The organism is Pantoea sp. RCC30.1 (genome assembly GCF_058148845.1).
In genome coordinates, this window is sequence record NZ_JBXUHX010000006.1 from 59,596 (window position 1) to 81,883 (window position 22,288).

At 56.0% G+C, this 22,288-nt stretch carries 22 protein-coding genes; 14 read left to right on the forward strand and 8 right to left on the reverse strand.

Going from position 1 to position 22,288, the window contains the following annotated elements; translation table 11 throughout:
• Positions 1 to 77 precede the first annotated feature (77 nt).
• From pcnB to panD, 5 genes are all read left to right on the forward strand, one after another.
• Positions 78 to 1,496, forward strand: a complete 1,419-nt coding sequence (gene pcnB, locus AC2LB6_RS07565) for a polynucleotide adenylyltransferase PcnB (protein WP_490093130.1) — start codon at positions 78 to 80, stop codon at positions 1,494 to 1,496.
• Entirely contained in the window at positions 1,493 to 1,978 is a 486-nt protein-coding gene (gene folK / locus AC2LB6_RS07570; RefSeq protein WP_490093037.1) for a 2-amino-4-hydroxy-6-hydroxymethyldihydropteridine diphosphokinase, read from the forward strand. The genes pcnB and folK overlap by 4 nt, the downstream gene beginning before the upstream one ends.
• A gap of 83 nt (positions 1,979 to 2,061) precedes the next feature.
• Positions 2,062 to 2,856, forward strand: coding sequence for a 3-methyl-2-oxobutanoate hydroxymethyltransferase (panB, locus tag AC2LB6_RS07575; protein WP_490093038.1), 795 nt, complete (start codon positions 2,062 to 2,064; stop codon positions 2,854 to 2,856).
• 15 nt (positions 2,857 to 2,871) lie between these two features.
• Positions 2,872 to 3,726 (forward strand): pantoate--beta-alanine ligase, encoded by an 855-nt coding sequence (panC, locus tag AC2LB6_RS07580; RefSeq protein WP_490093039.1) that lies wholly within the window; start codon positions 2,872 to 2,874, stop codon positions 3,724 to 3,726.
• A 47-nt stretch (positions 3,727 to 3,773) separates the two neighbouring features.
• Positions 3,774 to 4,154, forward strand: coding sequence for an aspartate 1-decarboxylase (panD, locus tag AC2LB6_RS07585; RefSeq protein WP_090964354.1), 381 nt, complete (start codon positions 3,774 to 3,776; stop codon positions 4,152 to 4,154).
• 69 nt (positions 4,155 to 4,223) lie between these two features.
• Here the strand turns inward: panD and AC2LB6_RS07590 are convergent, their stop codons facing one another.
• The 3 genes from AC2LB6_RS07590 to AC2LB6_RS07600 form a co-directional block, all read right to left on the reverse strand.
• Positions 4,224 to 5,237 carry an acyltransferase family protein gene (locus AC2LB6_RS07590; RefSeq protein ID WP_490093040.1) on the reverse strand — a complete coding sequence of 338 codons (1,014 nt, stop codon included), beginning with the start codon at positions 5,235 to 5,237 and terminating at the stop codon, positions 4,224 to 4,226.
• Positions 5,238 to 5,660: 423 nt separating this feature from the next.
• Positions 5,661 to 6,431 carry an ABC transporter permease gene (locus AC2LB6_RS07595; RefSeq protein WP_275771529.1) on the reverse strand — a complete coding sequence of 257 codons (771 nt, stop codon included), beginning with the start codon at positions 6,429 to 6,431 and terminating at the stop codon, positions 5,661 to 5,663.
• The gene (locus tag AC2LB6_RS07600; RefSeq protein WP_490093041.1) at positions 6,428 to 7,357 is read right to left on the reverse strand and encodes an ABC transporter ATP-binding protein; all 930 of its coding nucleotides are present in this window, start codon (positions 7,355 to 7,357) and stop codon (positions 6,428 to 6,430) included. The genes AC2LB6_RS07595 and AC2LB6_RS07600 overlap by 4 nt, the downstream gene beginning before the upstream one ends.
• Before the next feature lie 109 nt (positions 7,358 to 7,466).
• On the opposite strand from AC2LB6_RS07600, the gene can reads away from it, so the two are divergent.
• Positions 7,467 to 8,123, forward strand: coding sequence for a carbonate dehydratase (can, locus tag AC2LB6_RS07605; RefSeq protein ID WP_090964346.1), 657 nt, complete (start codon positions 7,467 to 7,469; stop codon positions 8,121 to 8,123).
• 81 nt (positions 8,124 to 8,204) lie between these two features.
• Here can and hpt read toward each other — a convergent pair whose 3' ends face one another.
• Positions 8,205 to 8,741: a hypoxanthine phosphoribosyltransferase gene (gene hpt / locus AC2LB6_RS07610; protein ID WP_490093042.1), complete on the reverse strand. Its 537-nt coding sequence runs from the start codon at positions 8,739 to 8,741 to the stop codon at positions 8,205 to 8,207.
• Positions 8,742 to 8,975: 234 nt separating this feature from the next.
• Between hpt and AC2LB6_RS07615 the strand changes: the two genes are divergently transcribed.
• Entirely contained in the window at positions 8,976 to 10,259 is a 1,284-nt protein-coding gene (locus tag AC2LB6_RS07615; protein ID WP_490093043.1) for a cystathionine gamma-synthase family protein, read from the forward strand.
• Here the strand turns inward: AC2LB6_RS07615 and cueO are convergent, their stop codons facing one another.
• Positions 10,260 to 11,867, reverse strand: a complete 1,608-nt coding sequence (cueO, locus tag AC2LB6_RS07620) for a multicopper oxidase CueO (protein ID WP_490093044.1) — start codon at positions 11,865 to 11,867, stop codon at positions 10,260 to 10,262.
• Between the two features lie 181 nt (positions 11,868 to 12,048).
• Between cueO and AC2LB6_RS07625 the strand changes: the two genes are divergently transcribed.
• The 4 genes from AC2LB6_RS07625 (at position 12,049) to AC2LB6_RS07640 (ending at position 15,481) form a co-directional block, all read left to right on the forward strand.
• Complete coding sequence (locus tag AC2LB6_RS07625) at positions 12,049 to 12,396, forward strand: YacC family pilotin-like protein (RefSeq protein WP_003854673.1); 348 nt, start codon at positions 12,049 to 12,051, stop codon at positions 12,394 to 12,396.
• A 102-nt stretch (positions 12,397 to 12,498) separates the two neighbouring features.
• Entirely contained in the window at positions 12,499 to 13,362 is an 864-nt protein-coding gene (gene speE / locus AC2LB6_RS07630) for a polyamine aminopropyltransferase (protein ID WP_490093045.1), read from the forward strand.
• Between the two features lie 28 nt (positions 13,363 to 13,390).
• A complete protein-coding gene (speD, locus tag AC2LB6_RS07635; RefSeq protein ID WP_490093046.1) occupies positions 13,391 to 14,200 on the forward strand; it encodes an adenosylmethionine decarboxylase in 810 nt (269 codons plus the stop codon).
• A gap of 174 nt (positions 14,201 to 14,374) precedes the next feature.
• The gene (locus AC2LB6_RS07640) at positions 14,375 to 15,481 is read left to right on the forward strand and encodes a glycoside hydrolase family 28 protein (protein ID WP_490093047.1); all 1,107 of its coding nucleotides are present in this window, start codon (positions 14,375 to 14,377) and stop codon (positions 15,479 to 15,481) included.
• 76 nt (positions 15,482 to 15,557) lie between these two features.
• Here the strand turns inward: AC2LB6_RS07640 and AC2LB6_RS07645 are convergent, their stop codons facing one another.
• From AC2LB6_RS07645 to dtnK, 3 genes are read right to left on the reverse strand one after another with little or no spacing between them, the layout of a single operon-like run.
• Positions 15,558 to 16,322 (reverse strand): DeoR/GlpR family DNA-binding transcription regulator, encoded by a 765-nt coding sequence (locus AC2LB6_RS07645; RefSeq protein WP_490093048.1) that lies wholly within the window; start codon positions 16,320 to 16,322, stop codon positions 15,558 to 15,560.
• Between the two features lie 6 nt (positions 16,323 to 16,328).
• Entirely contained in the window at positions 16,329 to 17,309 is a 981-nt protein-coding gene (locus AC2LB6_RS07650) for a D-threonate 4-phosphate dehydrogenase (RefSeq protein ID WP_490093049.1), read from the reverse strand.
• Positions 17,302 to 18,561, reverse strand: coding sequence for a D-threonate kinase (gene dtnK / locus AC2LB6_RS07655; protein WP_490093050.1), 1,260 nt, complete (start codon positions 18,559 to 18,561; stop codon positions 17,302 to 17,304). The genes AC2LB6_RS07650 and dtnK overlap by 8 nt, the downstream gene beginning before the upstream one ends.
• 187 nt (positions 18,562 to 18,748) lie before the next feature.
• Between dtnK and AC2LB6_RS07660 the strand changes: the two genes are divergently transcribed.
• The 3 genes from AC2LB6_RS07660 to AC2LB6_RS07670 all read left to right on the forward strand — a co-directional run bounded on the left by AC2LB6_RS07660 (position 18,749) and on the right by AC2LB6_RS07670 (position 22,288).
• Positions 18,749 to 19,897: an iron-containing alcohol dehydrogenase gene (locus tag AC2LB6_RS07660; protein ID WP_490093051.1), complete on the forward strand. Its 1,149-nt coding sequence runs from the start codon at positions 18,749 to 18,751 to the stop codon at positions 19,895 to 19,897.
• Between the two features lie 11 nt (positions 19,898 to 19,908).
• Positions 19,909 to 20,793, forward strand: a complete 885-nt coding sequence (locus tag AC2LB6_RS07665; RefSeq protein WP_490093052.1) for a dihydrodipicolinate synthase family protein — start codon at positions 19,909 to 19,911, stop codon at positions 20,791 to 20,793.
• A 79-nt stretch (positions 20,794 to 20,872) separates the two neighbouring features.
• The gene (locus tag AC2LB6_RS07670; RefSeq protein ID WP_490093053.1) at positions 20,873 to 22,288 is read left to right on the forward strand and encodes a sodium:solute symporter family protein; all 1,416 of its coding nucleotides are present in this window, start codon (positions 20,873 to 20,875) and stop codon (positions 22,286 to 22,288) included.

The following is a 22,288-nucleotide window of genomic DNA, read 5'->3' on the forward strand; positions in this document are numbered from 1 at the left end:
TTCTCAAACGGTTCTCAACAGGCTATGATTAGCCGCTGATTTTACCTACACCCTAATTGCCACTGTCGAGGTGTCCCATTTTTACCCGAGTAGCTAATTTTTGCCGAAAAGTCCTGAAGCGTGATGAAGAGGAAGCCCCTGCAGAGGTTGAACCAGTACGTCTGATGGCCATCATCCCTCGTGAAAGCCACAACATCTCACGTAAAGACATCAGCGAAAATGCCCTCAAAGTGCTCTATCGCCTGAATAAAGCCGGTTATGAAGCCTATCTGGTAGGCGGTGGCGTGCGCGATTTGCTACTGGGGCAAAAACCTAAAGATTTCGACGTGACCACCAATGCCACGCCTGAGCAGATGCGTAAGCTGTTCCGCAACTGCCGCCTGGTCGGCCGTCGTTTCCGTCTGGCACACGTGATGTTTGGTCCGGAAGTGATCGAAGTCGCCACCTTCCGTGGACATCATCAGGCGGAAGAGCCTGAAGAGGATCGCAACAGTTCACAGCGCGCCCAGAGCGGCATGCTGCTGCGCGACAACATCTTTGGCTCTATCGAAGATGATGCGCAACGCCGCGATCTCACTATCAACAGCCTCTACTACAGCGTGGCTGATTTCAGCGTGCGCGACTATGTCGGCGGCATCAGCGATCTCGAACAGGGCATCATTCGCCTGATTGGCGATCCGGAAACCCGCTACCGCGAAGATCCGGTCCGCATGCTGCGCGTCGCGCGTTTTGCCGCCAAACTCAATATGAGCATTGCGCCGGAAACTGCCGAGCCGATTCCGCGTCTGGCCTCACTGCTGCGTGATATTCCACCTGCGCGCCTGTTTGAAGAGTCGCTGAAGATGTTGCAGGCGGGCTACGGCTACAGCACTTATCTGAAGCTGTGTGAATATCAGCTGTTCCAGCCGCTGTTCCCGACGCTGGCGCGCAACTTCACGGAAAACAGCGACAGCCACATGGAGCAGATGCTCGCTCAGGTGCTGAAAAACACCGATAACCGTATTCATAACGACATGCGCGTGAATCCGGCGTTCCTGTTTGCCGCGATGTTCTGGTATCCGCAGCTTGAAACGGCCGAACGCATTGCGCAGGAGAGTGGCCTGACCTACTTCGAAGCCTTTGCGATGGCGATGAACGATACGCTGGATGAAGCCTGCCGTGCGCTGGCGATTCCGAAACGTATTACCTCGCTGATCCGCGACATCTGGCTGCTGCAGTTACGCATGTCGCGCCGTCACGGTAAACGCGCCTGGAAACTGATGGAGCATCCGAAATTCCGCGCCGCTTACGATTTGCTGGCGCTGCGTGCAGAAGTCGAAAATAACCCGGAACTGCTGCGCCTGAGCCAGTGGTGGGGTGAGTTCCAGGTGGCTGCACCGCCCCATCAAAAAAACATGCTGAATAACCTGGGCGACGATCCGGTGCCGCGCAGTAAATCGCGTCGTCCGCGCCGCCGTCCTTCCGCACCGCGTCGTGACAATCAAAACGCCTCATGACACGGGTTTACCTCGCGTTAGGCAGTAACCTTGCCGATCCGCTGCATCAGGTTGATGCAGCGCTGACCGCACTGGATGCGTTGCCGCAGACGCAACGCATCAATACCTCTCCGTTCTACCGCACGCCGCCTTATGGCCCGCCGGATCAGCCCGATTTTCTCAATGCCGCCGTGGCGCTGGAGACCGATCTCAGTGCAGAAGCACTGCTTGACCATACCCAGCGGATAGAGCGGGAGCATGGCCGTGTGCGCAAGGCAGAACGCTGGGGCCCGCGCACGCTGGATATCGATTTGATGCTGTTTGGTGATGCGGTGATCAACACGGAGCGGCTGATTGTCCCGCATTATGATCTGCTGAACCGCGCCTTTATGCTGGTGCCGCTGCTGGCGATTGCGCCGGACGCCCGCCTGCCGGATGGCCGCGCACTCAGCCCCCTCCTCACCTCTCTCGACAGCAGCAGCATCGTGCTGTGGCACGGCTGATCAGACAAACGCAACTCTCTGATTCCGCTCTCTCACGCTATCCAGTAAACTGCGCCCATCAGAATTCCTGAGTTGAGAGCGCCATGAAACCCACCACGATTTCACATCTGCGTCAGGCGAAAGCCAGCGGTAAAAAATTCGCGACGCTGACCGCCTACGATTTCAGTTTTGCCCGCCTGTTTGCCGATGAAGGCATTCAGGTGCTGCTTGTGGGTGATTCTTTAGGGATGACGGTGCAGGGGCATGATTCCACGCTGCCGGTCACGGTCAGCGATATTGCCTATCACACCGCTGCCGTGCGCCGTGGCGCGCCACAGGCTCTGCTGCTCGCCGACCTGCCGTTTATGAGTTATGCCACGCCAAAGCAGGCCTTTGAGAGTGCCGCGCAGCTGATGCGTGCCGGTGCCAACATGGTGAAACTTGAAGGCGGTAGCTGGCTGGCTGAGACCGTGCAGATGCTGACCGAACGCGCCGTGCCGGTGTGTGGTCATCTTGGCCTGACCCCGCAGTCGGTGAATATCTTTGGTGGCTATAAAGTGCAGGGCCGTGATGAAGCCGGAGCCGAACAGCTGCTGGCCGATGCGCTGGCTCTGGAAGCCGCTGGCGTACAGCTGATGGTGCTGGAATGCGTGCCGGTGTCGGTGGCGCAGCAGATTACCGGCGCGCTCACCATCCCGGTGATTGGCATCGGTGCCGGTAACGTCACCGATGGTCAGATTCTGGTGATGCATGACGCGCTGGGCGTGACCGGCGGCCACATTCCCAAATTTGCCAAAAATTTCCTGGCGGAGACCGGCGATGTTCGCGCGGCGATTCGCCACTATATCGCCGAAGTCGAGGCCGGTACCTACCCGGCGGCAGAGCACAGTTTCCAGTAATCCAGGAGAGTCACCGTGTTGATCATTGAAACGCTGCTGATGCTGCGCCAGGAAGTCCGTCGCTGGCGCCAGCAGGGTAAACGCATTGCGCTGGTGCCCACCATGGGCAACCTGCATGAAGGTCATCTGACGCTGGTGGATGAAGCCCGGGCGCGCGGCGACATCGTCATTGTCTCGATCTTTGTCAATCCGATGCAGTTCGATCGCGCCGATGATTTAGCGCGCTACCCGCGCACACTGCAGGAAGATTGTGAAAAGCTGAACCGCCACCAGGTGGATGTCGTTTTTGCCCCCTCACCGGCTGAAGTTTATCCGCAGGGCGCACAGAATCAGACCTTTGTTGAGGTGCCGGTGCTCTCTTCCCTGCTGGAAGGCGCGACGCGTCCAGGCCATTTTCGTGGCGTGGCGACCATCGTCAGCAAACTGTTTAATCTGGTGCAGCCCGATATTGCCTGTTTCGGTGAAAAGGATTTTCAGCAGCTGGCTATCATTCGTAAGATGGTGGCCGATATGGGCTTCGACATTGAGATTATTGGTGTGCCAACCGTGCGGGCTAAAGATGGCCTGGCACTAAGTTCACGCAACGGCTACCTGACAGCCGATGAGCGTAAGCTGGCACCTTTGCTGAGCCAGGTGATGAACCAGATGGCTCAGCGACTTGAAAATGGCGAGCGTCAGATTGACGAGATCATCGAGACCGCCAGCGAGGCATTGCTGGCGCAGGGATTGCGTCCTGATGGCCTGGCGATTTGTGATGCGGAAACACTGCAGCCGCTGACGGTGGACAGCCAGCGTGCGGTCGTGCTGATGGCTGCCTGGCTGGGTAAAGCCCGCCTGATTGATAATCAAACCGTTGACCTGACGCTTTAATTCCCTCTGCTGCAGGTTATTTTATTTCTCTGACAAGGTTTCTGGCTATGATTCGCACTGTTCTGCAAGGCAAATTGCATCGCGTCAAGGTGACGCAGGCGGACCTCAATTATGAAGGTTCCTGCGCTATCGATCAGGATTTCCTGGATGCTTCCGGCATTCTGCAATATGAAGCCATTGATATTTATAACGTCACCAACGGTCAGCGCTTTTCCACCTACGCTATCGCGGCTGAGCGCGGCTCGAAAATCATTTCGGTCAACGGTGCAGCAGCCCGCTGCGCCTGCGAGGGCGATATATTAATTATCTGCTCCTATGTGCAGGTAGAGGATGCCGAAGCGCGTCAGTGGCAGCCTAAAGTCGCCTATTTTGAAGGTGACAACCAGATGAAGCGTCTGGCGAAAGCACTGCCAGTACAGATCGCCTGATTAATCGATCACCTGAAAAATAAGGGCCGTCCGTAAAACGGACGGCCCTTTTCATTCCTGCTGCAGTAATTAAACCGGTTTGGTTGTCATCGGCTTCGATGACTTTTTCATCGTAAAGAGGAAATTAAACCAGCCGTGTTTTCTCATCAGACATAATGTCCAGGGCAGCGCCAGCGCCACCAGAAACGCCGAAATAAACTTCAGGTCATTAATCCAGGCTGACGGGCTTTCAAACTTCACAATCTTACTGAAGAACTGAATCGCCAGATAATGCGACAGATAGAAGACAATAGAATTGACGCCAATGTAGTAGACCAGTTCAGACTTCAGCTTCAGCGCAATCCAGACAAAGAACGGAACCGACAATAGTGCCAGCGGTGATAATAGCGCCTGGGAATGACGTTCCAGTAAAAAGATATTCAGGCAGGAGAGCAGCACAAAACTCATTACTGAAATCAGCAGCGTCGGGCCATGCTGCACTTTCTCCGCAATATCCACCTGCTTTCTCACCACGTAATCGCCGAGATAGAAGAAGACAAACAGATAAAGGGATTTGTTGATGTGTGTATTGTCGAAGCTGGCAAACACCCCATCCGCCTCAATCGCCGGCAGCGCCCAGCTCAGCGTCATACAGATGGCAAACACCAGCAGGAACGGCAGGTGGCGGGCAAAGATAATCACAATAAAGAAGATAAACAGTGAATGCAGGAACCAGGTCATATCACCGCCACCGGTCAGGTGGGAGAGAATAATATTCATCGGTGATTGCGGCGTATTTGCCATTGAGCTGAACAGGATTTTCAACCCGCCGTAGACTGTAACCCAGACCACAAATGGATAGAGAATACTGCGCACCTTGTTATTAAAAAAAGGACCCAGGCCTTTTCTTAACCCGGCATCGACAAATAAACCTGAAACAAAGAACATCAGCCCCAGTCTTACCGGTGCCAGCATCTCATTTAACAGGCCGCTAAAGGCGGTAAAATGTCCGGCGTTATTATGTACGGCAATAGTGCTGTGCAAAAAAATGATTGCGAGAATACTCAATCCCCGCAGATTATCGATCCACGTTATACGATTCATCTTTTCCTGCCTTTGATTAAAAACTGGCCCTGATTCGGATACCATTTTTCTTATTAAGAAGACTCTTAACCTACTCATTCATCCCTGAGCAGAGGAATAACCTTATTCCGGCGCTATTCTGATAATTCATAATCAAATAAACAACAGCCAGACTTTAAGGCTATTCTTAAAATATATTTAACAGTTAAGAATCATTAAGATAGCGGAATGTGTCAGAGTATTATCAGATAATGCTTAGGGTTAATTTTTGTGAAAAAGGATGTGAGTGAGGCCGCAGGCGGCTTCAGAGGCAGAAAGGAAATGACGAAGCGGGTTTCAGGGCGATTTTTAAGACCAGACAGAACCGTAGTTACGGATGTTTTTCAGGCAGCAAAAAAAAGCCACGCCCTTATCGCAGCGTGGCCCTTACCATTCAGGTTAACGTCAGGTGCGTAATCCGCGCCCGCGCTGTATCAGCGCATAGACCAGCCAGTAGAACACCAGAATAAAGGCCACCAGTACCGAGAGCGTAAACACCAGCGGCACATCGTTAATGCCCAGGAAGCCATAACGGAATCCGCTAATCATATAAACGATTGGATTCAGTTTAGAGACAGCCTGCCAAATCGGCGGCAGCAGACTCAGCGAATAGAATACGCCGCCCAGATAGGTCAGTGGCGTCAGCACAAAGGTCGGGATCAGGCTGATATCGTCAAAGGTGCGGGCAAACACGGCGTTGAGCAGACCGGCCAGTGAGAACAGAATCGCGGTCAGCAGCAGCGTGATCGCTACCATCGACCAGGAGTGCACCTGGAACGGCACAAAGAAAAGCGAGATGGCCGTCACCAGAATGCCGACGCAGACACCACGCGCCACGCCACCGCCAACATAACCGGCAATGATAATGTGGGTCGGCACCGGTGCAACCAGCAGCTCTTCAATGTTGCGCTGGAACTTGGCGCTGAAGAACGACGACGCCACGTTGGCATAGGCGTTGGTGATCACCGCCATCATGATCAATCCCGGCACGATGAACTGCATATAGCTGAAGCCGTGCATCTCACCGATGCGCGACCCGATCAGGTTGCCAAAGATGATGAAATAGAGCGTCATGGTGATCACCGGCGGCACCAGCGTCTGGATCCAGATGCGGGCGAAACGGTTAACCTCTTTGGCCCAGATACTCTTCAACGCCACCCAGTACAAATGTGTCATGCTTTTGCTCCTGTTTTTCCCTGCGTCGTCAGGCCAACGAACAGCTCTTCCAGACGGTTGGCTTTATTGCGCATACTCAGCACCTGCACTCCCTGCGCACTCAGCTGGCTAAAGACGCTGTTCAGGCCTTGCTCACGCAGCACTTCCACTTCAAGCGTTGAGGTATCGGTCAGCCGGTACTGGAACCCTTCCAGCGTGGGCAGCGGACTGCGCGGTGCCAGATCCAGGATAAAGGTTTCTGATTTGAGCTTGGACAGCAGCGCTTTCATCGAGGTGTTCTCCACCAGCTCACCGCTCTGGATAATGCCGATGTTGCGGCACAGCATCTCCGCCTCTTCCAGATAGTGGGTGGTGAGAATAATGGTGGTGCCCTTGGCATTGAGATCTTTCAGGAACACCCACATTGAGCGGCGCAGTTCGATATCCACGCCAGCCGTCGGCTCATCCAGAATCAGCAGCTTAGGCTCATGCATCAGCGCACGGGCGATCATCAGACGACGTTTCATGCCGCCGGAGAGCATGCGCGCACGTTCGGTGCGTTTGCCCCACAGATCAAGCTGCTTCAGATACTTCTCCGCCCGCTCATTGGCTTCACGACGCTCAACACCGTAGTAACCCGCCTGGCTCACGACAATCTGCATCACCGTCTCAAACGGGTTGAAGTTAAACTCCTGCGGCACCAGGCCGAGCTGGCGCTTGGCATTCACCACATCTTTTTCCAGATCGTAGCCAAACACCCGCACGCTGCCCTCGGATTTATTGACCAGCGAACTGATAATGCCGATGGTGGTGGATTTACCGGCACCGTTTGGTCCCAGCAAGGCATAAAAGTCACCGGCTTCAACATTCAGATCGATGCCCTTCAGCGCCTGCACGCCGCCGGGATAGGTCTTGGTCAGCCGGGAAAGTTCCAGTGCATAAGTCATTCTGCATCCATACCCTGTTTTGTTGGCATTGCAATGCCGTTTAAATTTATCAGGCCCTGGCATATAGTACGCGCGCGCACTTTAGCGCAGTAACCGGTCGCTCAACGCCATGACAGACATTAATACCCTGATCAGAAACAACCGCGAATGGTCAAAATTACTGGTTGAAGAAGATCCCAGCTTTTTTGAGCGGCTCGCCCAGGCACAAAAACCGCGCTTCCTGTGGATTGGCTGCTCTGACAGCCGTGTTCCTGCCGAACGTCTGACCGGACTGGAACCGGGCGAACTCTTTGTTCACCGTAACGTCGCCAATCTGGTAATCCACACCGATCTGAACTGTCTGTCCGTGGTGCAGTACGCTATCGAAGTGCTGGAAGTGGAACACGTTATCGTGTGCGGCCACTACGGCTGCGGCGGCGTGCAGGCGGCGATGGATAATCCGGAGCTGGGATTAATCGACAACTGGCTGCTGCACATCCGCGACCTCTGGTACAAGCATAGCGTGTTGCTGGGGGAACTCCCGCCGGATAAGCGCCTGGACAAACTGTGCGAAATCAACGTTATTGAACAAGTCTATAACCTGGGTCATTCGACCGTGCTGCAATCTGCCTGGAAGCGCGGCAAGGATGTCTCCCTGCACGGCTGGGTATACGGCATTCAGGATGGCTGTCTGCGTAACCTTGATGTCACGGCAAACAGCCGGGAGATCCTCGAACAGCGCTACCGTCACGGTATTGCTAATCTGCGGATGAACGGCGAGTCCTGAGCCGATCGCGGCGTAAAGCGCGACATAGCCTACACCAGGCAACCGGTGCAGGCCTTGGAAGAATGTGCGGTCAGAGCGGTATCAGGATTCCAGCGGCACCACTTTGCCGATATAAGGCAGATGCCGATAGTGCTGAGCGTAGTCGATACCAAAGCCGACCACGAACTCATCCGGAATCGCAAAGCCGACATACTCGACGTTCACGTCGACTTCACGGCGCTCTGGCTTATCCAGCAGGGTACAGATCGCCAGTGATTTTGGCTGACGCAGTTGCAGAATCTCACGCACTTTGCTCAGGGTGTTACCGGAGTCGATAATATCTTCGACGATCAGCACATCCTTGCCACGAATGTCTTCATCCAGATCTTTCAGGATTTTCACATCACGCGTGGTGGACATGCCGCTGCCGTAACTGGAAGCCGTCATAAAGTCGACTTCATGCGGCACATCAATGGCGCGACAGAGATCAGCCATGAACATGAATGAGCCGCGCAGCAGCCCCACCAGCACCATATCGCTGCCGCTGTCGCGGTAGTGCTCGTTAATCTCTTTGCCCAGTTCAGCGATGCGTGTGGCGATTGCCTGTTCAGGGATCATCACTTCAACAGTGTGTTTCATTGCGTTCAGCCCGGTTACGTCAGAAAAGCCCCGAAGTCTATCACAGACGCAGCCGTGACGGCTGTGCAGGCCCGTAAGCAAACGATTACGTCGCAAAATTATTACCGGCAGCCTGCGGGTAACTGAAATGCGCATTACCTTAGAACATTCTGGCATTTACCAGCATGATTCGCTGCGTGGTAGCCTTTATCCAATAGATCGTTACCCTACTCGCGCCGCTGGCCGGAGATCACAATGACTTCATCTTCAAGCAAAAAAACGCATATCGGCGACAGGCCGCTGCACCCTGAAACCCAGATGCTGAACTATGGCTACGATCCCCGCCTCTCTGAAGGTGCAGTGAAGCCACCGGTGTTTCTGACTTCGACCTTTGTCTTTGACAGCGCCGAAGAAGGGCGGGATTTCTTTGATTATGTCTCTGGTCGTCGTGAGCCGCCGGAAGGCAAATCGGGCGGGCTGGTCTATTCCCGCTTTAACCACCCGAACAGCGAAATTGTTGAAGATCGGCTGGCGGTCTATGAGCAGGCAGAGAGCTGTTCGCTCTTCTCTTCCGGCATGGCCGCCATCTCCACAGCCCTGCTGACATTTGCCCGCCCGGGCGAGGTGATCCTGCATTCCCAGCCGCTCTATGGCGGCACCGAAACCCTGCTCAGCAAGACGCTGCACAATCTGGATATCAAAGCAGTGGGTTTCAGCGACGGCAATGATGAAGTCAAAGTGCGTGACGCCGCCCGGCAGGCGATGGCCCAGGGCCGGGTGGCGGTGATTCTGATTGAAACTCCGGCGAACCCCACCAACAGCCTGGTGAATATCCGTCTGATGGCGCGCATCGCCGATGAGATCGACCAGCAGCAGGGTTCACGCCCGATTATCGCCTGTGACAACACGCTGCTCGGCCCGCTGTTCCAGCAGCCGCTGACGCTGGGCGCGGATCTGTCGCTCTACTCGCTGACTAAATATGTGGGCGGTCACTCAGACCTTATTGCGGGTGCGGCGATGGGCAGTAAGGCGCTGATGGCAAAAGTGCGCGCCCTGCGCAGCGCAATCGGCACGCAGCTGGACCCGCACTCAAGCTGGATGCTGAGCCGCTCGCTGGAGACGCTGTCGCTGCGGATGGAGAAAGCGTTTCACAATGCGGAAGCGGTCGCGGCGTTTCTGCGCGATCACCCGAAGGTGGCGAAACTGCACTGGCTGCCTTATCTGGATGCGGAAAGCGCCGAAGGGAAAACCTATCGCGAGCAGTGCAGCGGTGCGGGTTCGACCTTCTCATTTGATATCACCGGCGGCCAGCCTGCTGCGTTCCGTTTTCTCAACGCGCTGTCGCTGTTTAAGCAGGCGGTGAGCCTGGGCGGTACCGAGTCGCTGGCCAGTCATCCTGGCAGCACCACCCACTCCGGCGTGCCGCAGGCGGTACGTCAGCGTATTGGTATCACCGACGCCACGGTGCGGCTGTCGATTGGCATCGAGAACGCCGGTGATCTGATTGAAGATATCAAACTGGCGCTGGATCAGGCGTAATCAGCTCACGGTAAAGCCCAGCATCATCCCGGTATCTTCATGCTCCAGCAGATGGCAGTGGGCCATGTAAGCGTGTTCGGCGGCGGCGACATAGTTGAAGCGCACCAGCACTTCACTTCGCCAGCCGTCGACATTCACCATATCTTTCCAGCCCTGCCGATGCGGGGCGGGCGGTTTGCCGTTCTCGGAGAGAATACGGAACTGGGTGCCGTGAATGTGGAACGGATGCAGCATGGCGTCGCCTTCCCCTGAAATCGTCCACTTCTCATAATCACCCAGCTTCACCGCAAACGACGGCCTGGTCATATCAAAGGCCTGACCGTTGATCTTGTTGCCGTTGCGGAAATCGTAACCGGCGGGCGGCGTATTGCCGTGCATGCTGTGATCCATACCCTCCATGTTTTCCATCGGCGGCATCGACTCTGCCGTCGTTTTCTGCGGCGGCGTCTGCGGCATCGAATGATGACCGCCCTTGCCCATCGCTTTCTCGCCGTAGCGCTGCATTAATGCCTGCATCCCCTGCTGATCCAACTGCGGGTCCATCATCAGCTGCAGCCAGCGTGTCATCAGTCCGTCGGTGGAGGGCAGTGCGGGCAGCGTCGCCAGCTGATCCGGCAGCGTGGCGCTGGCCATCACCCGGAGCGGCAGGATCTGCACCAGTGGCAGCGGCTGGTCAAAAGGCGGCAGCGTCATGCCCATCTGCTCCGTCGGCAGCGTAACCAGATCAAACGCTTTACCGTCAGAGGTATCGATCATCACCTCGAAACGCTCACCCGGCAGGATCGGCAGCGCGTCGAGCTTCACCGGCTCAGCCAGCAAGCCACCATCACTGGCGATCACATAGAGAGGACGTTTATCACTGGCGGCAACATGCAGAGAACGGGCATTACAGCCGTTAAGCAGCCGCAGACGCAGCCAGCCGCGCGGCACCGCATGCTGCGGATACTGCACGCCGTTGGTCAGCATCATGTCGCCAAACCACCCTACCGCGGCGCGCATCACGTCGAGCTGATAATCGATACGGTTGCCCTCTTTAGTCAGCTGCTTATCCTGGAAAATCAGCGGCACATCATCCACGCCCCACTGCACAGGAAGCCGCAGCGTTCCGCTCTCTTTATCTTCCAGCAGAATCAATCCCGCCAGCCCCTGTGCCACCTGATGCCCGGTCTTACCGTGCAGATGCGGGTGATACCAGCAGGTCGCAGCAGGTTGATCGGGCGTGAAAGAGACCTGACGCGAACCGCCTGCCGCAATCACCGCCTGCGGGCCGCCATCCACGGCGCCAGGGATTTCCAGCCCGTGCCAGTGCAGGGTGGTCGCTTCGCTGAGCCGGTTATGGATGTTCACCGTCACCGGTTTGCCACTCTGCATCTTCAGCACCGGCCCCAGCAGGCTGCCGTTATAGCCCCAGGTCGGTACCGCTTTGCCATTCCACTGCGTGGTGCCTTGCATCGCGGTAAGGCTGTAGCTGCCCCTGGCATCGGGTTCCAGCAGTGACGGAATCGGCAACAGCGGACGGGTAGCCGCCATCAGCGGACGGCTCCAGAGCGGCAAAGCTCCGGCTGCACTCAGTGCGGCAGTGAGTTTCAGGAAATGGCGACGTTGCATGGTGATCATCCTTGTGGCATTGGAGCGCACAGCCTAAACCCTGACCTTATGGGAAGGTCAAGTCTTACCCGTCAGAATCTGATGAAAAAAGGCGGTGCAGCAGCCCACAGCGGCAAATTAATCGAAAACCTGAGAGCAACTGTGCTAACGTCATTAGCAATATCCATTGAAGAGAACGACTATGAAGCAAAGTATCAGGATCCTGCTGTTAACGGGACTCCTTGGCTTCTCCTCCACCAGTTTTGCCCTGAGCGAATCCGAAGCGGAAGATCTGGCCGATCTCACGGCAGTTTTCGTCTATCTGAAAAATGATTGTGGCTATCAGGATTTACCGGACGCGCAGATTCGCAAAGCGCTGGTCTTTTTTGCTCAGCAGAACCGCTGGGATTTAAGCAACTACAGCAACTACAACATGAAGGCGCTGGGTGAAGATAGCTATCGCGATCTCAGCGGCATCGCCATCACCAACGACAAAAAATGTAAGTCACTGGCGCGCGATTCACTGAGCCTGCTGGCCTACGTCAGGTAACAACTCTGCCCTCTGCAGCCGGACATTGACCGTGCAACGACGGTCAGTGTTAGCTATCATGTGCCGCCCATCTTCATGGCGATGTCATCAGAGGAGAGCACCATGGCCCACAATGAAATGTGGTATGAAACCCTTCATGCCGGTTTTGGCCAGTATTTCACGGTCGATAAAGAGCTATACCGTGAGAAGACTGCGCATCAGGATTTAATCATTTTCGAAAATGCCGCGATGGGCCGCGTGATGGCGCTGGACGGCGTCGTGCAGACCACCGAACGCGACGAATTTATCTATCATGAAATGATGACCCACGTTCCGCTGCTGGCGCACGGCGCGGCGAAGAGCGTCCTGATCATCGGCGGCGGTGACGGCGCCATGCTGCGTGAAGTGTCACGTCATCCGGAAATCGAAAAGATTACCATGGTAGAGATCGATGCAGGCGTGGTGACTTTTTGTCGCCAGTATCTGCCGAACCATAGCGCAGGTGCCTATGACGATCCGCGCTTTACGCTGGTGATTGATGACGGCGTTAACTTCGTTAATCAGACGCAGGAAAAATTCGATGTCATCATCTCCGACTGCACCGATCCGATTGGTCCGGGCGAGAGTCTGTTTACCTCCGAATTTTATGCCGGTTGCAAAGCGGCCCTTAATGAAAATGGCATCTTCGTAGCGCAGAATGGCGTCTGTTTCCTGCAGCAGGATGAGGCCGTCAACAGCCATCGCAAGCTGGGCCATTACTTTGGCGATGTCAGTTTCTATCAGGCGGCGATTCCGACCTATTACGGCGGCATTATGACCTTTGCCTGGGCGAGTGATAATCCGGCACTGCGCCAGCTTGACACCGCGACTCTGCAGGCACGTTTCGAGGCTGCTGGACTGGCCTGCCGTTACTACACACCAGCGATCCATACCGGCAGCTTTGCCCTGCCACAATATCTGTTAAATGCGTTATCAGCTGCGTGCTGATAGGGCATTTTTAAGGGGGTGAACAAAATTGCAAAAGCTAAAACTACATGGCTTCAATAACCTGACGAAAAGCCTGAGTTTTTGTATTTACGATATCTGTTATGCGAATACTGAAGCTGAACGCGATGGTTACATCGCCTATATTGATGAACAATATAACGCTAATCGTCTGACGGAAATCCTGACTGAGACCTGCTCGATTATTGGGGCTAACGTGCTCAACATTGCACGCCAGGACTATGAACCGCAGGGAGCCAGCGTCACGATTCTGGTCAGCGAAGAGCCGATCGATCCCAAAGATATCGATAACTCCGAGCATCCTGGCCCGTTACCCAACTCGGTGGTGGCGCATCTCGATAAAAGCCATATCTGCGTGCATACCTATCCGGAAAGTCACCCGGAAGGCGGACTTTGCACCTTCCGCGCCGATATCGAAGTCTCAACCTGTGGCGTGATCTCACCGCTTAAAGCGCTGAACTACCTGATTCACCAGCTGGAGTCAGACATTGTCACCGTCGATTACCGGGTGCGCGGTTTTACCCGTGACGTGAAAGGGATGAAGCACTTTATCGATCACGAGATCAATTCGATTCAGAACTTCATGTCTGAAGATATGAAATCGATGTATGACATGGTGGATGTGAATGTCTATCAGGAAAATATCTTCCATACCAAGATGTTGCTGAAAGAGTTCGACCTTAAACACTACCTGTTTAACACCCGCCCGGAAGATCTTACTCCGCAGGAGCACAAGCGCATTACTGACCTGCTGTGGAAAGAGATGCGTGAGATCTACTACGGCAGAAATATCCCCTCAGTGGGTCTGAAGACCCTCTGATTATCAGGCGCGCAGCGTTATCGCCCATAAGCTGCGCGTCTCTTCCCCCTGATCCCCCCCGACTTTTCATCACGGCAACCGCCGGAATTCCCTGATCGCCAGCAATAATTTGCCTGTCATAGCGTGCTACTTTCAGCGCTGAACGCTTATTTCTCAACCACCACAGGCAAAAAAATGGCAAGAATTAACATCATTGATTTCGATGCCGTCCCGGACGCCACCTCACTTTCTACTCAGGCGATACAGCACGCGATCGACAGCGCCGCAGAAGGCGACACGGTGCTGATCCCGGCTGGCCGCTTTCTGACTGGCGCGCTGTTTTTGAAAAGTGAGATGACACTGGAGCTGGCAAAAGATGCCGTGTTGCTCGGCAGCGAGCGGCTGGAGGATTATCCGGACATCGCTACCCGCGTGGCAGGGATTGATATGGTATGGCCCGCTGCGATGCTTAACATCAACCAGTGTCGCAATGTCACCGTCTGTGGCAGTGGCACTCTCGACGGACAGGGTGCGGTCTGGTGGCATAAGTTCTGGGGCGACGATGAAAACAGCGGAATGCTGGCGGACTATACCCGGCGCGGCCTGCGCTGGGTGGTGGATTACGACTGCAAGCGTCCGCGCAATGTGGTGGTTTATCAGAGCGAATGCGTGACGCTGGAGGACTTTACCTCACAGGATTCCGGCTTCTGGAACCTGCACGTCTGCTATTCGAAGCAGGTGAATTTGCAGCGGCTACGTGTGATGAACGCCACCGGCCCCAGCACCGACGGCATTGATATTGATTCCAGCCAGTTAGTTCGTGTTGAAGGCTGTATGGTCTCCTGCAATGACGACAATATCTGCGTGAAATCGGGTCGCGGCGCGGAAGCGCAACAGATGGGCATAACCGCGCGCGATATTATTATTCGCGACTGCACCCTGCTCAAAGGCTCGGGCATCACGCTGGGCAGCGAAACCTCTGGCGGTATCGAAAACGTCATTATCGAACACAACCGTTTCTCCGGTACCGGCGTCGGCTTCCGCATCAAGTCCGCCCGCAATCGCGGCGGCTGGATCAAAAACATCGTGGTTCGCCATCTGAAGATGGAGGATGTCAGCTATCCGTTTATGCTGCAGCTGAACTGGTTCCCACAATACAGCTACAGCGAGCAGCCTGCCGACACCAAACAGCCACCGCACTGGCGTAAGCTGGCGTCAGGCGTCACTACTCTGAGGTTTGAGCGGGTTACGGTAGACGCGCCTGCGATGACGCACGAAGAGCATGATACCTACGCGCGTTAACGGCAATATTTAAATGGAAACGCGCAGTGCTGCTCTCGCCCCGCTTACCGGGACAGCACAACACTGCGTGTTCAGTTCAGGAGGAAGTCAGCGCCAGCGCAATGCCGCGCTCACGCAGGGTGCGGCAGACCTCTTCGTCTAACCGGCTGTCGGTCACCACATCGGTCAGGTCATCCACCGGTGAGGCGCAGAACAGTGACCAGGAGCCATATTTGCTGCTGTCCGCCAGTAATACCCGACGCGCCGCATTGGCCAGCAGATCGTGTTTCAGCCCGGCTTTTTCCTCGGTCGGCGTGGTAATACCGCGCTCAAGGCTCCAGGAGTTACAGCTGACAAACGCGATATCAGGATTGATGCTGCGCAGCAACCGGCGTCCATGCTCACCCACACAGGACTGACTGGAATCGTCGATCCGCCCGCCAATGATGGTCACTTCGATCTGCTTAAATTCAGACAGAAACAGCGCAATGTGCAGGTCGGCCGTAATGACCCGCAGCGGCAGATGCGTGAGCTGCCGCGCCAGCTCCAGCATGGTAGTGCCGGCATCCAGCACCACCGCATCCCCCGACCGAACAAAGCTGGCGGCGCATTCCGCGATCGCCTGCTTCTCGGCCAGGTTACGCTGCATCTTCTCCAGCGTGGTTGGCTGGGCAGGAATAAAACGATTCAGGGTAACGCCGCCATGACTGCGGCTGATCACGCCCTCTTTATCCAGCTTAATTAAATCACGTCGAATCGTGGCGGGTGAGGCGGAAATCGCACTGACCAGTTGCTCAACAGTCACCAGATTATGGCTTTTCAGGTAATCCATAATCTGGTCAAGACGGCTCTGTCCCTTCATATATCCCTATGCGAGCTGCATCGCGAGTTTAATAGAGATCGCCATGCTGTCAGACTTCGCTTTACCTGTCCAGGCGATATCAAATGCCGTGCCGTGGTCAGCTGAGGTGCGGATAAACGGCAGGCCTGCGGTGATGTTCACCCCATCATAGAAGCCCAGCAGTTTAAGCGGGATGTGCCCCTGATCGTGGTACATCGCCACCACCATGTCATAGCGTCCATCCTGACACTGCAGGAACACCGTGTCCGGTGGGCAAGGCCCGTAGACATCAATCCCCTGCGCTTTCATCGCCTCAATCGCCGGGGCGACGGTGGTGATCTCCTCATCGCCAAACAGTCCGTTCTCACCGGCATGCGGATTGACGCCCGCCACGGCGATGCGCGGCGCGCTGTAACCGACACGACGCAGGAAGGTGTCCGCCATACCAATCACGGTTTTGATGCGTGTCTGGTTCAGCGTGTCGAGGAACTTACGCAGTGCAATATGGGTCGTGACATGAATGACTTTGAGCTTATCGGTGTAGAGCACCATGGCGTAATCTTTGGTGTCGGTAAGGTGCGCCAGTAGTTCGGTGTGACCCGGATAGAGATGGCCCGCCGCATGCAGCGCCTCTTTGTTCAGCGGCGCGGTGGCAATGGCATGCACGTCTCCCGCCAGTGCCAGTTCGGTGGCACGCTTTACGCAACGCCACGCCAGATCTCCCGCCTCTTTCTGCACCACGCCAGGTTTCAGCGCGTCGGGATCGGCCAGCGGCTCATCAATCACGTTGATGATGCCGGGCGCAAACCGCGCATCCTGCACCCGGTCCAGCACCCGCAGCTCGGTCTGTGGCGTGATGTTCATCGCCATAATGCGACGTAGCGTACTGGCACAGCCAATCACCACAGCAGGAATGCCATTCAGCTCACCTTCAGAGAGCGATTTGATAATGATTTCCGGGCTGATGCCTGCCGGATCACCCATGGTGATCGCAATAATTTTACTCACTCGACTTCTCCTCAATAAAACCAATGGCTGCTACCAGGGTATTTTCATCACCAAAGCCACCCGCTTTGGTCATCACCGGCAGAGTAAATTTACTGTTAAGCAGAACCCCGTACGGCACACAGCCCGCCACCAGACCCTGAATGTTAAAACCGCTGGCCCCCAATGCCTGGGCAACGGCAATCGCCACGTCGCCTCCCGACAGGTAAAGCGCATGCGGCAGCTGTGTCCGGCACAGGCTAAAGGTCATTTCGCCCAGCAATGCGCAGATCGCCTCGCCCAGTTGCTGACGCGTCACGCGGTGCTGCTGGCAGAGATGCCCGATCTCGTGTCGCTGAGAGGCATGCTGGCAGGTGCGGATCACCGTATGGCGACCGGCACGCAGTGCGGTGGCCGCCTGCTCAATCCATCGATCACGCTCAGGCCAGGCGGGCTGCTGAAACAGCTGCCGGATATCGACATCTACGACCTCAACGGCGCGCTGATTATGCAGCGTGGCGATCTGCTGCTCCGCGCTGCTGCTCATCGATCCCACCACCGCCAGCACGGGCCGCAACGGACGAACAGAGAGCGCAGCGCCAAGTGCATCGCTTAATCCGGCGGCCCCCACCAGCAGGGGCGTCTCGCTCAGCTGCGCCGCAGCGGTTATCAGTCGCGCCAGGTCAGCCTCAGTTTCGGCATCCACCACCACCACGCCCTGCGCCGCCGCTAATACCGCATCAAGCCGATCGCTGCGCAGCGTCGGGAGATCGATCTCCGTGCCGTCGATCTGCATCTGATCGAGGATGCGGGCGCTAAGGATCGGGGTTTTGGGATCGCTGGCAAATTCGGTGTCTGTCAGTAAACGCTGATTGACCCACACGTTGCCGTCGCGTGTGGTGCGGCCCAGTCGCGGTACGGCCGGTGCCACCAGCGCCATTTTTTTGCCGCTGGCGCGCAGCGCAGCCGTCGTTTCAGCGCCGACGTTGCCGCGCAGCGTGGAGTCGATCTTTTTAAACAACCAGCCCTGCTGGAGCTGTTTCGCGTAGAACTGCACCACCTGAGTGACGCGCTCTGCGGCCCGGCTGGCGCTCACGGCCCGGCTGTCGGTGCTAATCACCAGCACATCCGCCGCCTCGTCTGGCAGCGATGTCCCGGTGCCAAACAGCACATGTACACGGGCTCCGGCCTGTGCCAGTCCACTACCAGCATCGTTGGCACCGGTGAAATCATCGGCGATGACCAGCACCGGGGTTTTCCATATTGATGAGCCCATCCTCACTCCTGTCAGGCTATTGCTACTGCAATTGATTATATTCAATCATGATTGATTATATGTGAGCAAGTTCAAATTAATCGAAATCGATATGCCTTATAAAATTAGCCACAGAGGGTGACTGACTTCGCATTGCGCTGAGCAAAATTAATCATTTGCTCAGACATGACAGAAATAAGGGTATGAAATGAACATTAACAGCACGGTGATCAGCGGTTATCAGGCGTTAAACGACATGCGCTATCTGCTGAAGGGAATATCGACAGCGGTGGTGGTGACGGACCGGAACATTGAGGCGATTCCGGCGGTACAGGCGCTGATGGGTCAACTCCGCGATCAGATTCCGCGCATCAGCGTGGTTAACAGCGTTCCGCCTGAGCCAAGCCAGCATGATGTAGCCGCGATTATCGCGACGCTCTCCCAGCGCCAGGTCGACATGGTGATTGGTATCGGCGGTGGCAGCGTGCTGGATGTGGCGAAGCTGCTGTCAGTGCTGTGCATCGATGGTGCACCGTCGCTGGATGCCCTGCTGGCCGGCGAAAAGCCGCAGCGCCGCACCCGCTCAATGTTGATTCCCACCACCGCCGGTACCGGCTCAGAAGCGACGCCCAATGCGATTCTGGCGATCCCGGAGAAAGAAACCAAAGTCGGCATTATTTCACCGGTGATGCTGCCCGATGTGGTGGCACTGGTGCCGGAACTCACCACCAGCATGCCGCCGCACATCGCCTCTTCAACCGGCATTGATGCGCTTTGCCACCTGATTGAGTGCTTCACCGCCAACGTGGCCAACCCGGTCAGCGACAACTATGCGCTGACTGGCATGAAGAAGCTGTTCGCTAATCTCGAAACCACTCTGCACGAACCTGAGAATTTACAGGCGCGGCTGGAGATGCTCTGGGCCTCTTACTATGGCGGCGCGTCGATTGCCCACGCCGGTACGCATCTGGTGCATGCCCTCTCTTATCCGCTCGGCGGCAAATATCACCTGCCACACGGCGTCGCCAACGCCATTCTGCTGGCACCCTGCATGCGTTTTGTCCGTCCGGCCGCAGTGAGTAAGTTTGCTCAGGCCTATGACCTGTTGCCCGATGCCAGCCTTCGTCTGAACGATGAAGAAAAATCACACGCGCTGGTCGACTATTTCACCGCGCTGGTGGCGAGACTGGAGCTGCCTGCCAGCCTGGAAGCGCTGGGCATCGGCCCGGATCAGTTGCCCGGGTTAGTGGAAGCCGCACTCGACGTTCAGCGTCTGATGAAAAACGTGCCGATGGCGGTCACCGCCGACGATGTGCGCGCCATCTACCTGACGCTGTTTCCTTCCTGCCAGGCGTAATGAGGATTGTCATGAAAAAGAAAATAAACGGCGTACTGACCGCCATCGTCACCACCTTTGACCGTGAAGGTGCCTTTGATCCGGTGAGGCAGCGTGAGCAGGTCAGACGCCAGATCAACGCCGGAAACGGCATCTTCTGTGGCGGAACCAACGGCGAATTCTTTGTGCTGAATGAGCAGGAGAAGATCGCGGTTACCACCACCTGCGTCGATGAGGTTAACGGCCGGGCACCGGTGGTTGCGCATATCGGGGAGATTTCGACCCGTGAAACGATCCGGCTCGGCAAACAGATTGCTTACCTTGGCGTAGATGCCGTCTCAGCGATCACACCGTGGTTTGTGCCGCTGAAACAGCAGGAGCTGATCGACCACTATGAGCGCGTGGCTGATGCGCTGTCGGTGCCGCTGTTCCTCTACAACATCCCGGCGCGCACCGGCAATGCGTTGCAGCCAGAGACCGTCCGCACGCTGGCCGCACACCCGAACATCATCGGCATTAAAGATTCAGCAGGCAGCTATGAAAGTCTGAGCGGATTCCTGCAGGCCACCGCCGACTGTGAGGGCTTTGATGTGCTCAACGGCCCCGACTCGCTGATTCATCAGGGATTCGTTGATGGCTGCTCCGCCTCCATTTCCGGGCTGGCAAACGTGGCACCCGAGGCGATTAACGCCATCTGGGCGCGCTTCAGCGCTGGAGACATTGCCGGTTCGCATCAGGCTCAGGAAAACGTCACCGGCCTGCGCACCGCCCTGTACAGCATCGGTTTCTCTCCGGCCGCCGTGAAAAAAGCGGTCAGCCTGCAGGGCTTTGAGGTGGGTGAAAGCCGTTATGCGGTGCAGTTCAGCGCCGAAGAGCAGCAGCAGATCCGTCAAATCGTGAACCACTACCTGCAATAACGTCCATCACCTTTGCACCCTACCGGTCAGATGAGAACGAACCTGATGGTCGCCATCTGCCAGAACAATCGAGGTTACGATGAAAGCATTCTCAACTGAGAGCACCTTACTGATCGTCGGCATGGTGGTCGCCTATATCCTGTTCACCACCTGGCTGACCTGGCGGCTGCGCAGTAAAACCAGCGGCGACTTTATGGAAGGCTCGCGCGCCATGCCCGCCTTTATCGTCGGCATTATGCTGATGTCTGAATATATCGGGGCAAAATCGACCATCGGCACCGCGCAGGCAGCCTTTGAAGATGGTTTCGCCGCTTCATGGTCTGTAATTGGCGCAGCGATTGGTTTTCCGCTGTTTGGCCTGATTCTGGTCAAACGCATCTATAACACCGGTAAGATCACTATCTCCGGCGCGATCGCCGAGAAATATGGCAGTTCAACCAAGAACATCATCTCGCTGATCATGATCTACGCGCTGCTGCTGGTGAACGTCGGGAACTACATCAGCGGCGCGGCGGCGATCTCCACCGTGCTGAAGATCGACCTCACTCAGGCAGCCTTCATCACTGCAGTGGTGAGTACTTTCTACTTTGCGTTTGGCGGCATGAAAGGGGTGGCCTGGGTTACACTCCTGCATAGCGCCATCAAGTACATGGGGATCCTGATTATTCTCTATGTGGCGCTGAAGATGACCGGTGGCGTCGCCCCAATGATGGAGAAAATGCCGACATTCTACTGGACATGGGATGGTCACGTCGGTGCCAGCACCATTGTGGCCTGGCTGATCGGAACCGTGGGTTCGATCTTCTGTACGCAGTTTGTGATCCAGGCGATCTCATCCACCAAAGATGTGAAATCAGCGAAGCGAGCTACCTGGGTCGCCTTCATCTTCTGTCTGCCGATCGGCCTGGCGATGGCGCTGATTGGCGTGGCGGCGAAGTTTGCTCATCCTGATATCAAAAGCCTCTATGCGTTGCCGGTGTTTCTGCAGGATATGTCGCCGTGGCTGGCAGGCATTGTCACCACCTCGCTGGTCGCCTCGATCTTTGTTAGCGTCGGCACCGTGGCACTGGCCATCGCCTCGCTGGTCGTCAAAGACTTTTACGTGCCTTATCGTAACCCGACGCCAGAGCGCGAATTCAAAATGACGCGCTGGATCTCGATTGGCATCGGCTTTTTCCCGCTGCTGTTTGTCCTGTTCTTCCCGGAAGTGCTGAAGCTCTCTTTCTTTACCCGCGCGATTCGCCTGTCGATTACCGTGGTAGCGATCATGGCGTTCTATCTGCCGTGGTTTAAGAGCACCCGCGGTGCCAACGCCGGTCTGATTGGTGCCTGCGTGGTGACTTCCGTCTGGTTTCTGATGGGTAACCCGTTTGGTATCGACAATATGTATGTGGCGCTGCTCACACCGGCCATCATTATGGTGATTGACCGCTGTATCCCGTCACGCCAGTCTCAGCCTCAACCGCAACAAAATGCACAAAACAGTGGAGCCTAA

What these genes read in the sequence shown, in the direction of transcription:
- folK (WP_490093037.1), top strand. Translation starts at nt 1,493, where the DNA reads ATGACACGGGTTTACCTCGCGTTAGGCAGTAACCTTGCCGATCCGCTG.
- panB (WP_490093038.1), top strand. Translation starts at nt 2,062, where the DNA reads ATGAAACCCACCACGATTTCACATCTGCGTCAGGCGAAAGCCAGCGGT.
- panD (WP_090964354.1), top strand. Translation starts at nt 3,774, where the DNA reads ATGATTCGCACTGTTCTGCAAGGCAAATTGCATCGCGTCAAGGTGACG.
- AC2LB6_RS07590 (WP_490093040.1), bottom strand. Translation starts at nt 5,237, where the DNA reads ATGAATCGTATAACGTGGATCGATAATCTGCGGGGATTGAGTATTCTC.
- AC2LB6_RS07595 (WP_275771529.1), bottom strand. Translation starts at nt 6,431, where the DNA reads ATGACACATTTGTACTGGGTGGCGTTGAAGAGTATCTGGGCCAAAGAG.
- AC2LB6_RS07600 (WP_490093041.1), bottom strand. Translation starts at nt 7,357, where the DNA reads ATGACTTATGCACTGGAACTTTCCCGGCTGACCAAGACCTATCCCGGC.
- can (WP_090964346.1), top strand. Translation starts at nt 7,467, where the DNA reads ATGACAGACATTAATACCCTGATCAGAAACAACCGCGAATGGTCAAAA.
- hpt (WP_490093042.1), bottom strand. Translation starts at nt 8,741, where the DNA reads ATGAAACACACTGTTGAAGTGATGATCCCTGAACAGGCAATCGCCACA.
- AC2LB6_RS07615 (WP_490093043.1), top strand. Translation starts at nt 8,976, where the DNA reads ATGACTTCATCTTCAAGCAAAAAAACGCATATCGGCGACAGGCCGCTG.
- cueO (WP_490093044.1), bottom strand. Translation starts at nt 11,867, where the DNA reads ATGCAACGTCGCCATTTCCTGAAACTCACTGCCGCACTGAGTGCAGCC.
- AC2LB6_RS07625 (WP_003854673.1), top strand. Translation starts at nt 12,049, where the DNA reads ATGAAGCAAAGTATCAGGATCCTGCTGTTAACGGGACTCCTTGGCTTC.
- speE (WP_490093045.1), top strand. Translation starts at nt 12,499, where the DNA reads ATGGCCCACAATGAAATGTGGTATGAAACCCTTCATGCCGGTTTTGGC.
- AC2LB6_RS07640 (WP_490093047.1), top strand. Translation starts at nt 14,375, where the DNA reads ATGGCAAGAATTAACATCATTGATTTCGATGCCGTCCCGGACGCCACC.
- AC2LB6_RS07645 (WP_490093048.1), bottom strand. Translation starts at nt 16,322, where the DNA reads ATGAAGGGACAGAGCCGTCTTGACCAGATTATGGATTACCTGAAAAGC.
- dtnK (WP_490093050.1), bottom strand. Translation starts at nt 18,561, where the DNA reads ATGGGCTCATCAATATGGAAAACCCCGGTGCTGGTCATCGCCGATGAT.
- AC2LB6_RS07660 (WP_490093051.1), top strand. Translation starts at nt 18,749, where the DNA reads ATGAACATTAACAGCACGGTGATCAGCGGTTATCAGGCGTTAAACGAC.
- AC2LB6_RS07665 (WP_490093052.1), top strand. Translation starts at nt 19,909, where the DNA reads ATGAAAAAGAAAATAAACGGCGTACTGACCGCCATCGTCACCACCTTT.
- AC2LB6_RS07670 (WP_490093053.1), top strand. Translation starts at nt 20,873, where the DNA reads ATGAAAGCATTCTCAACTGAGAGCACCTTACTGATCGTCGGCATGGTG.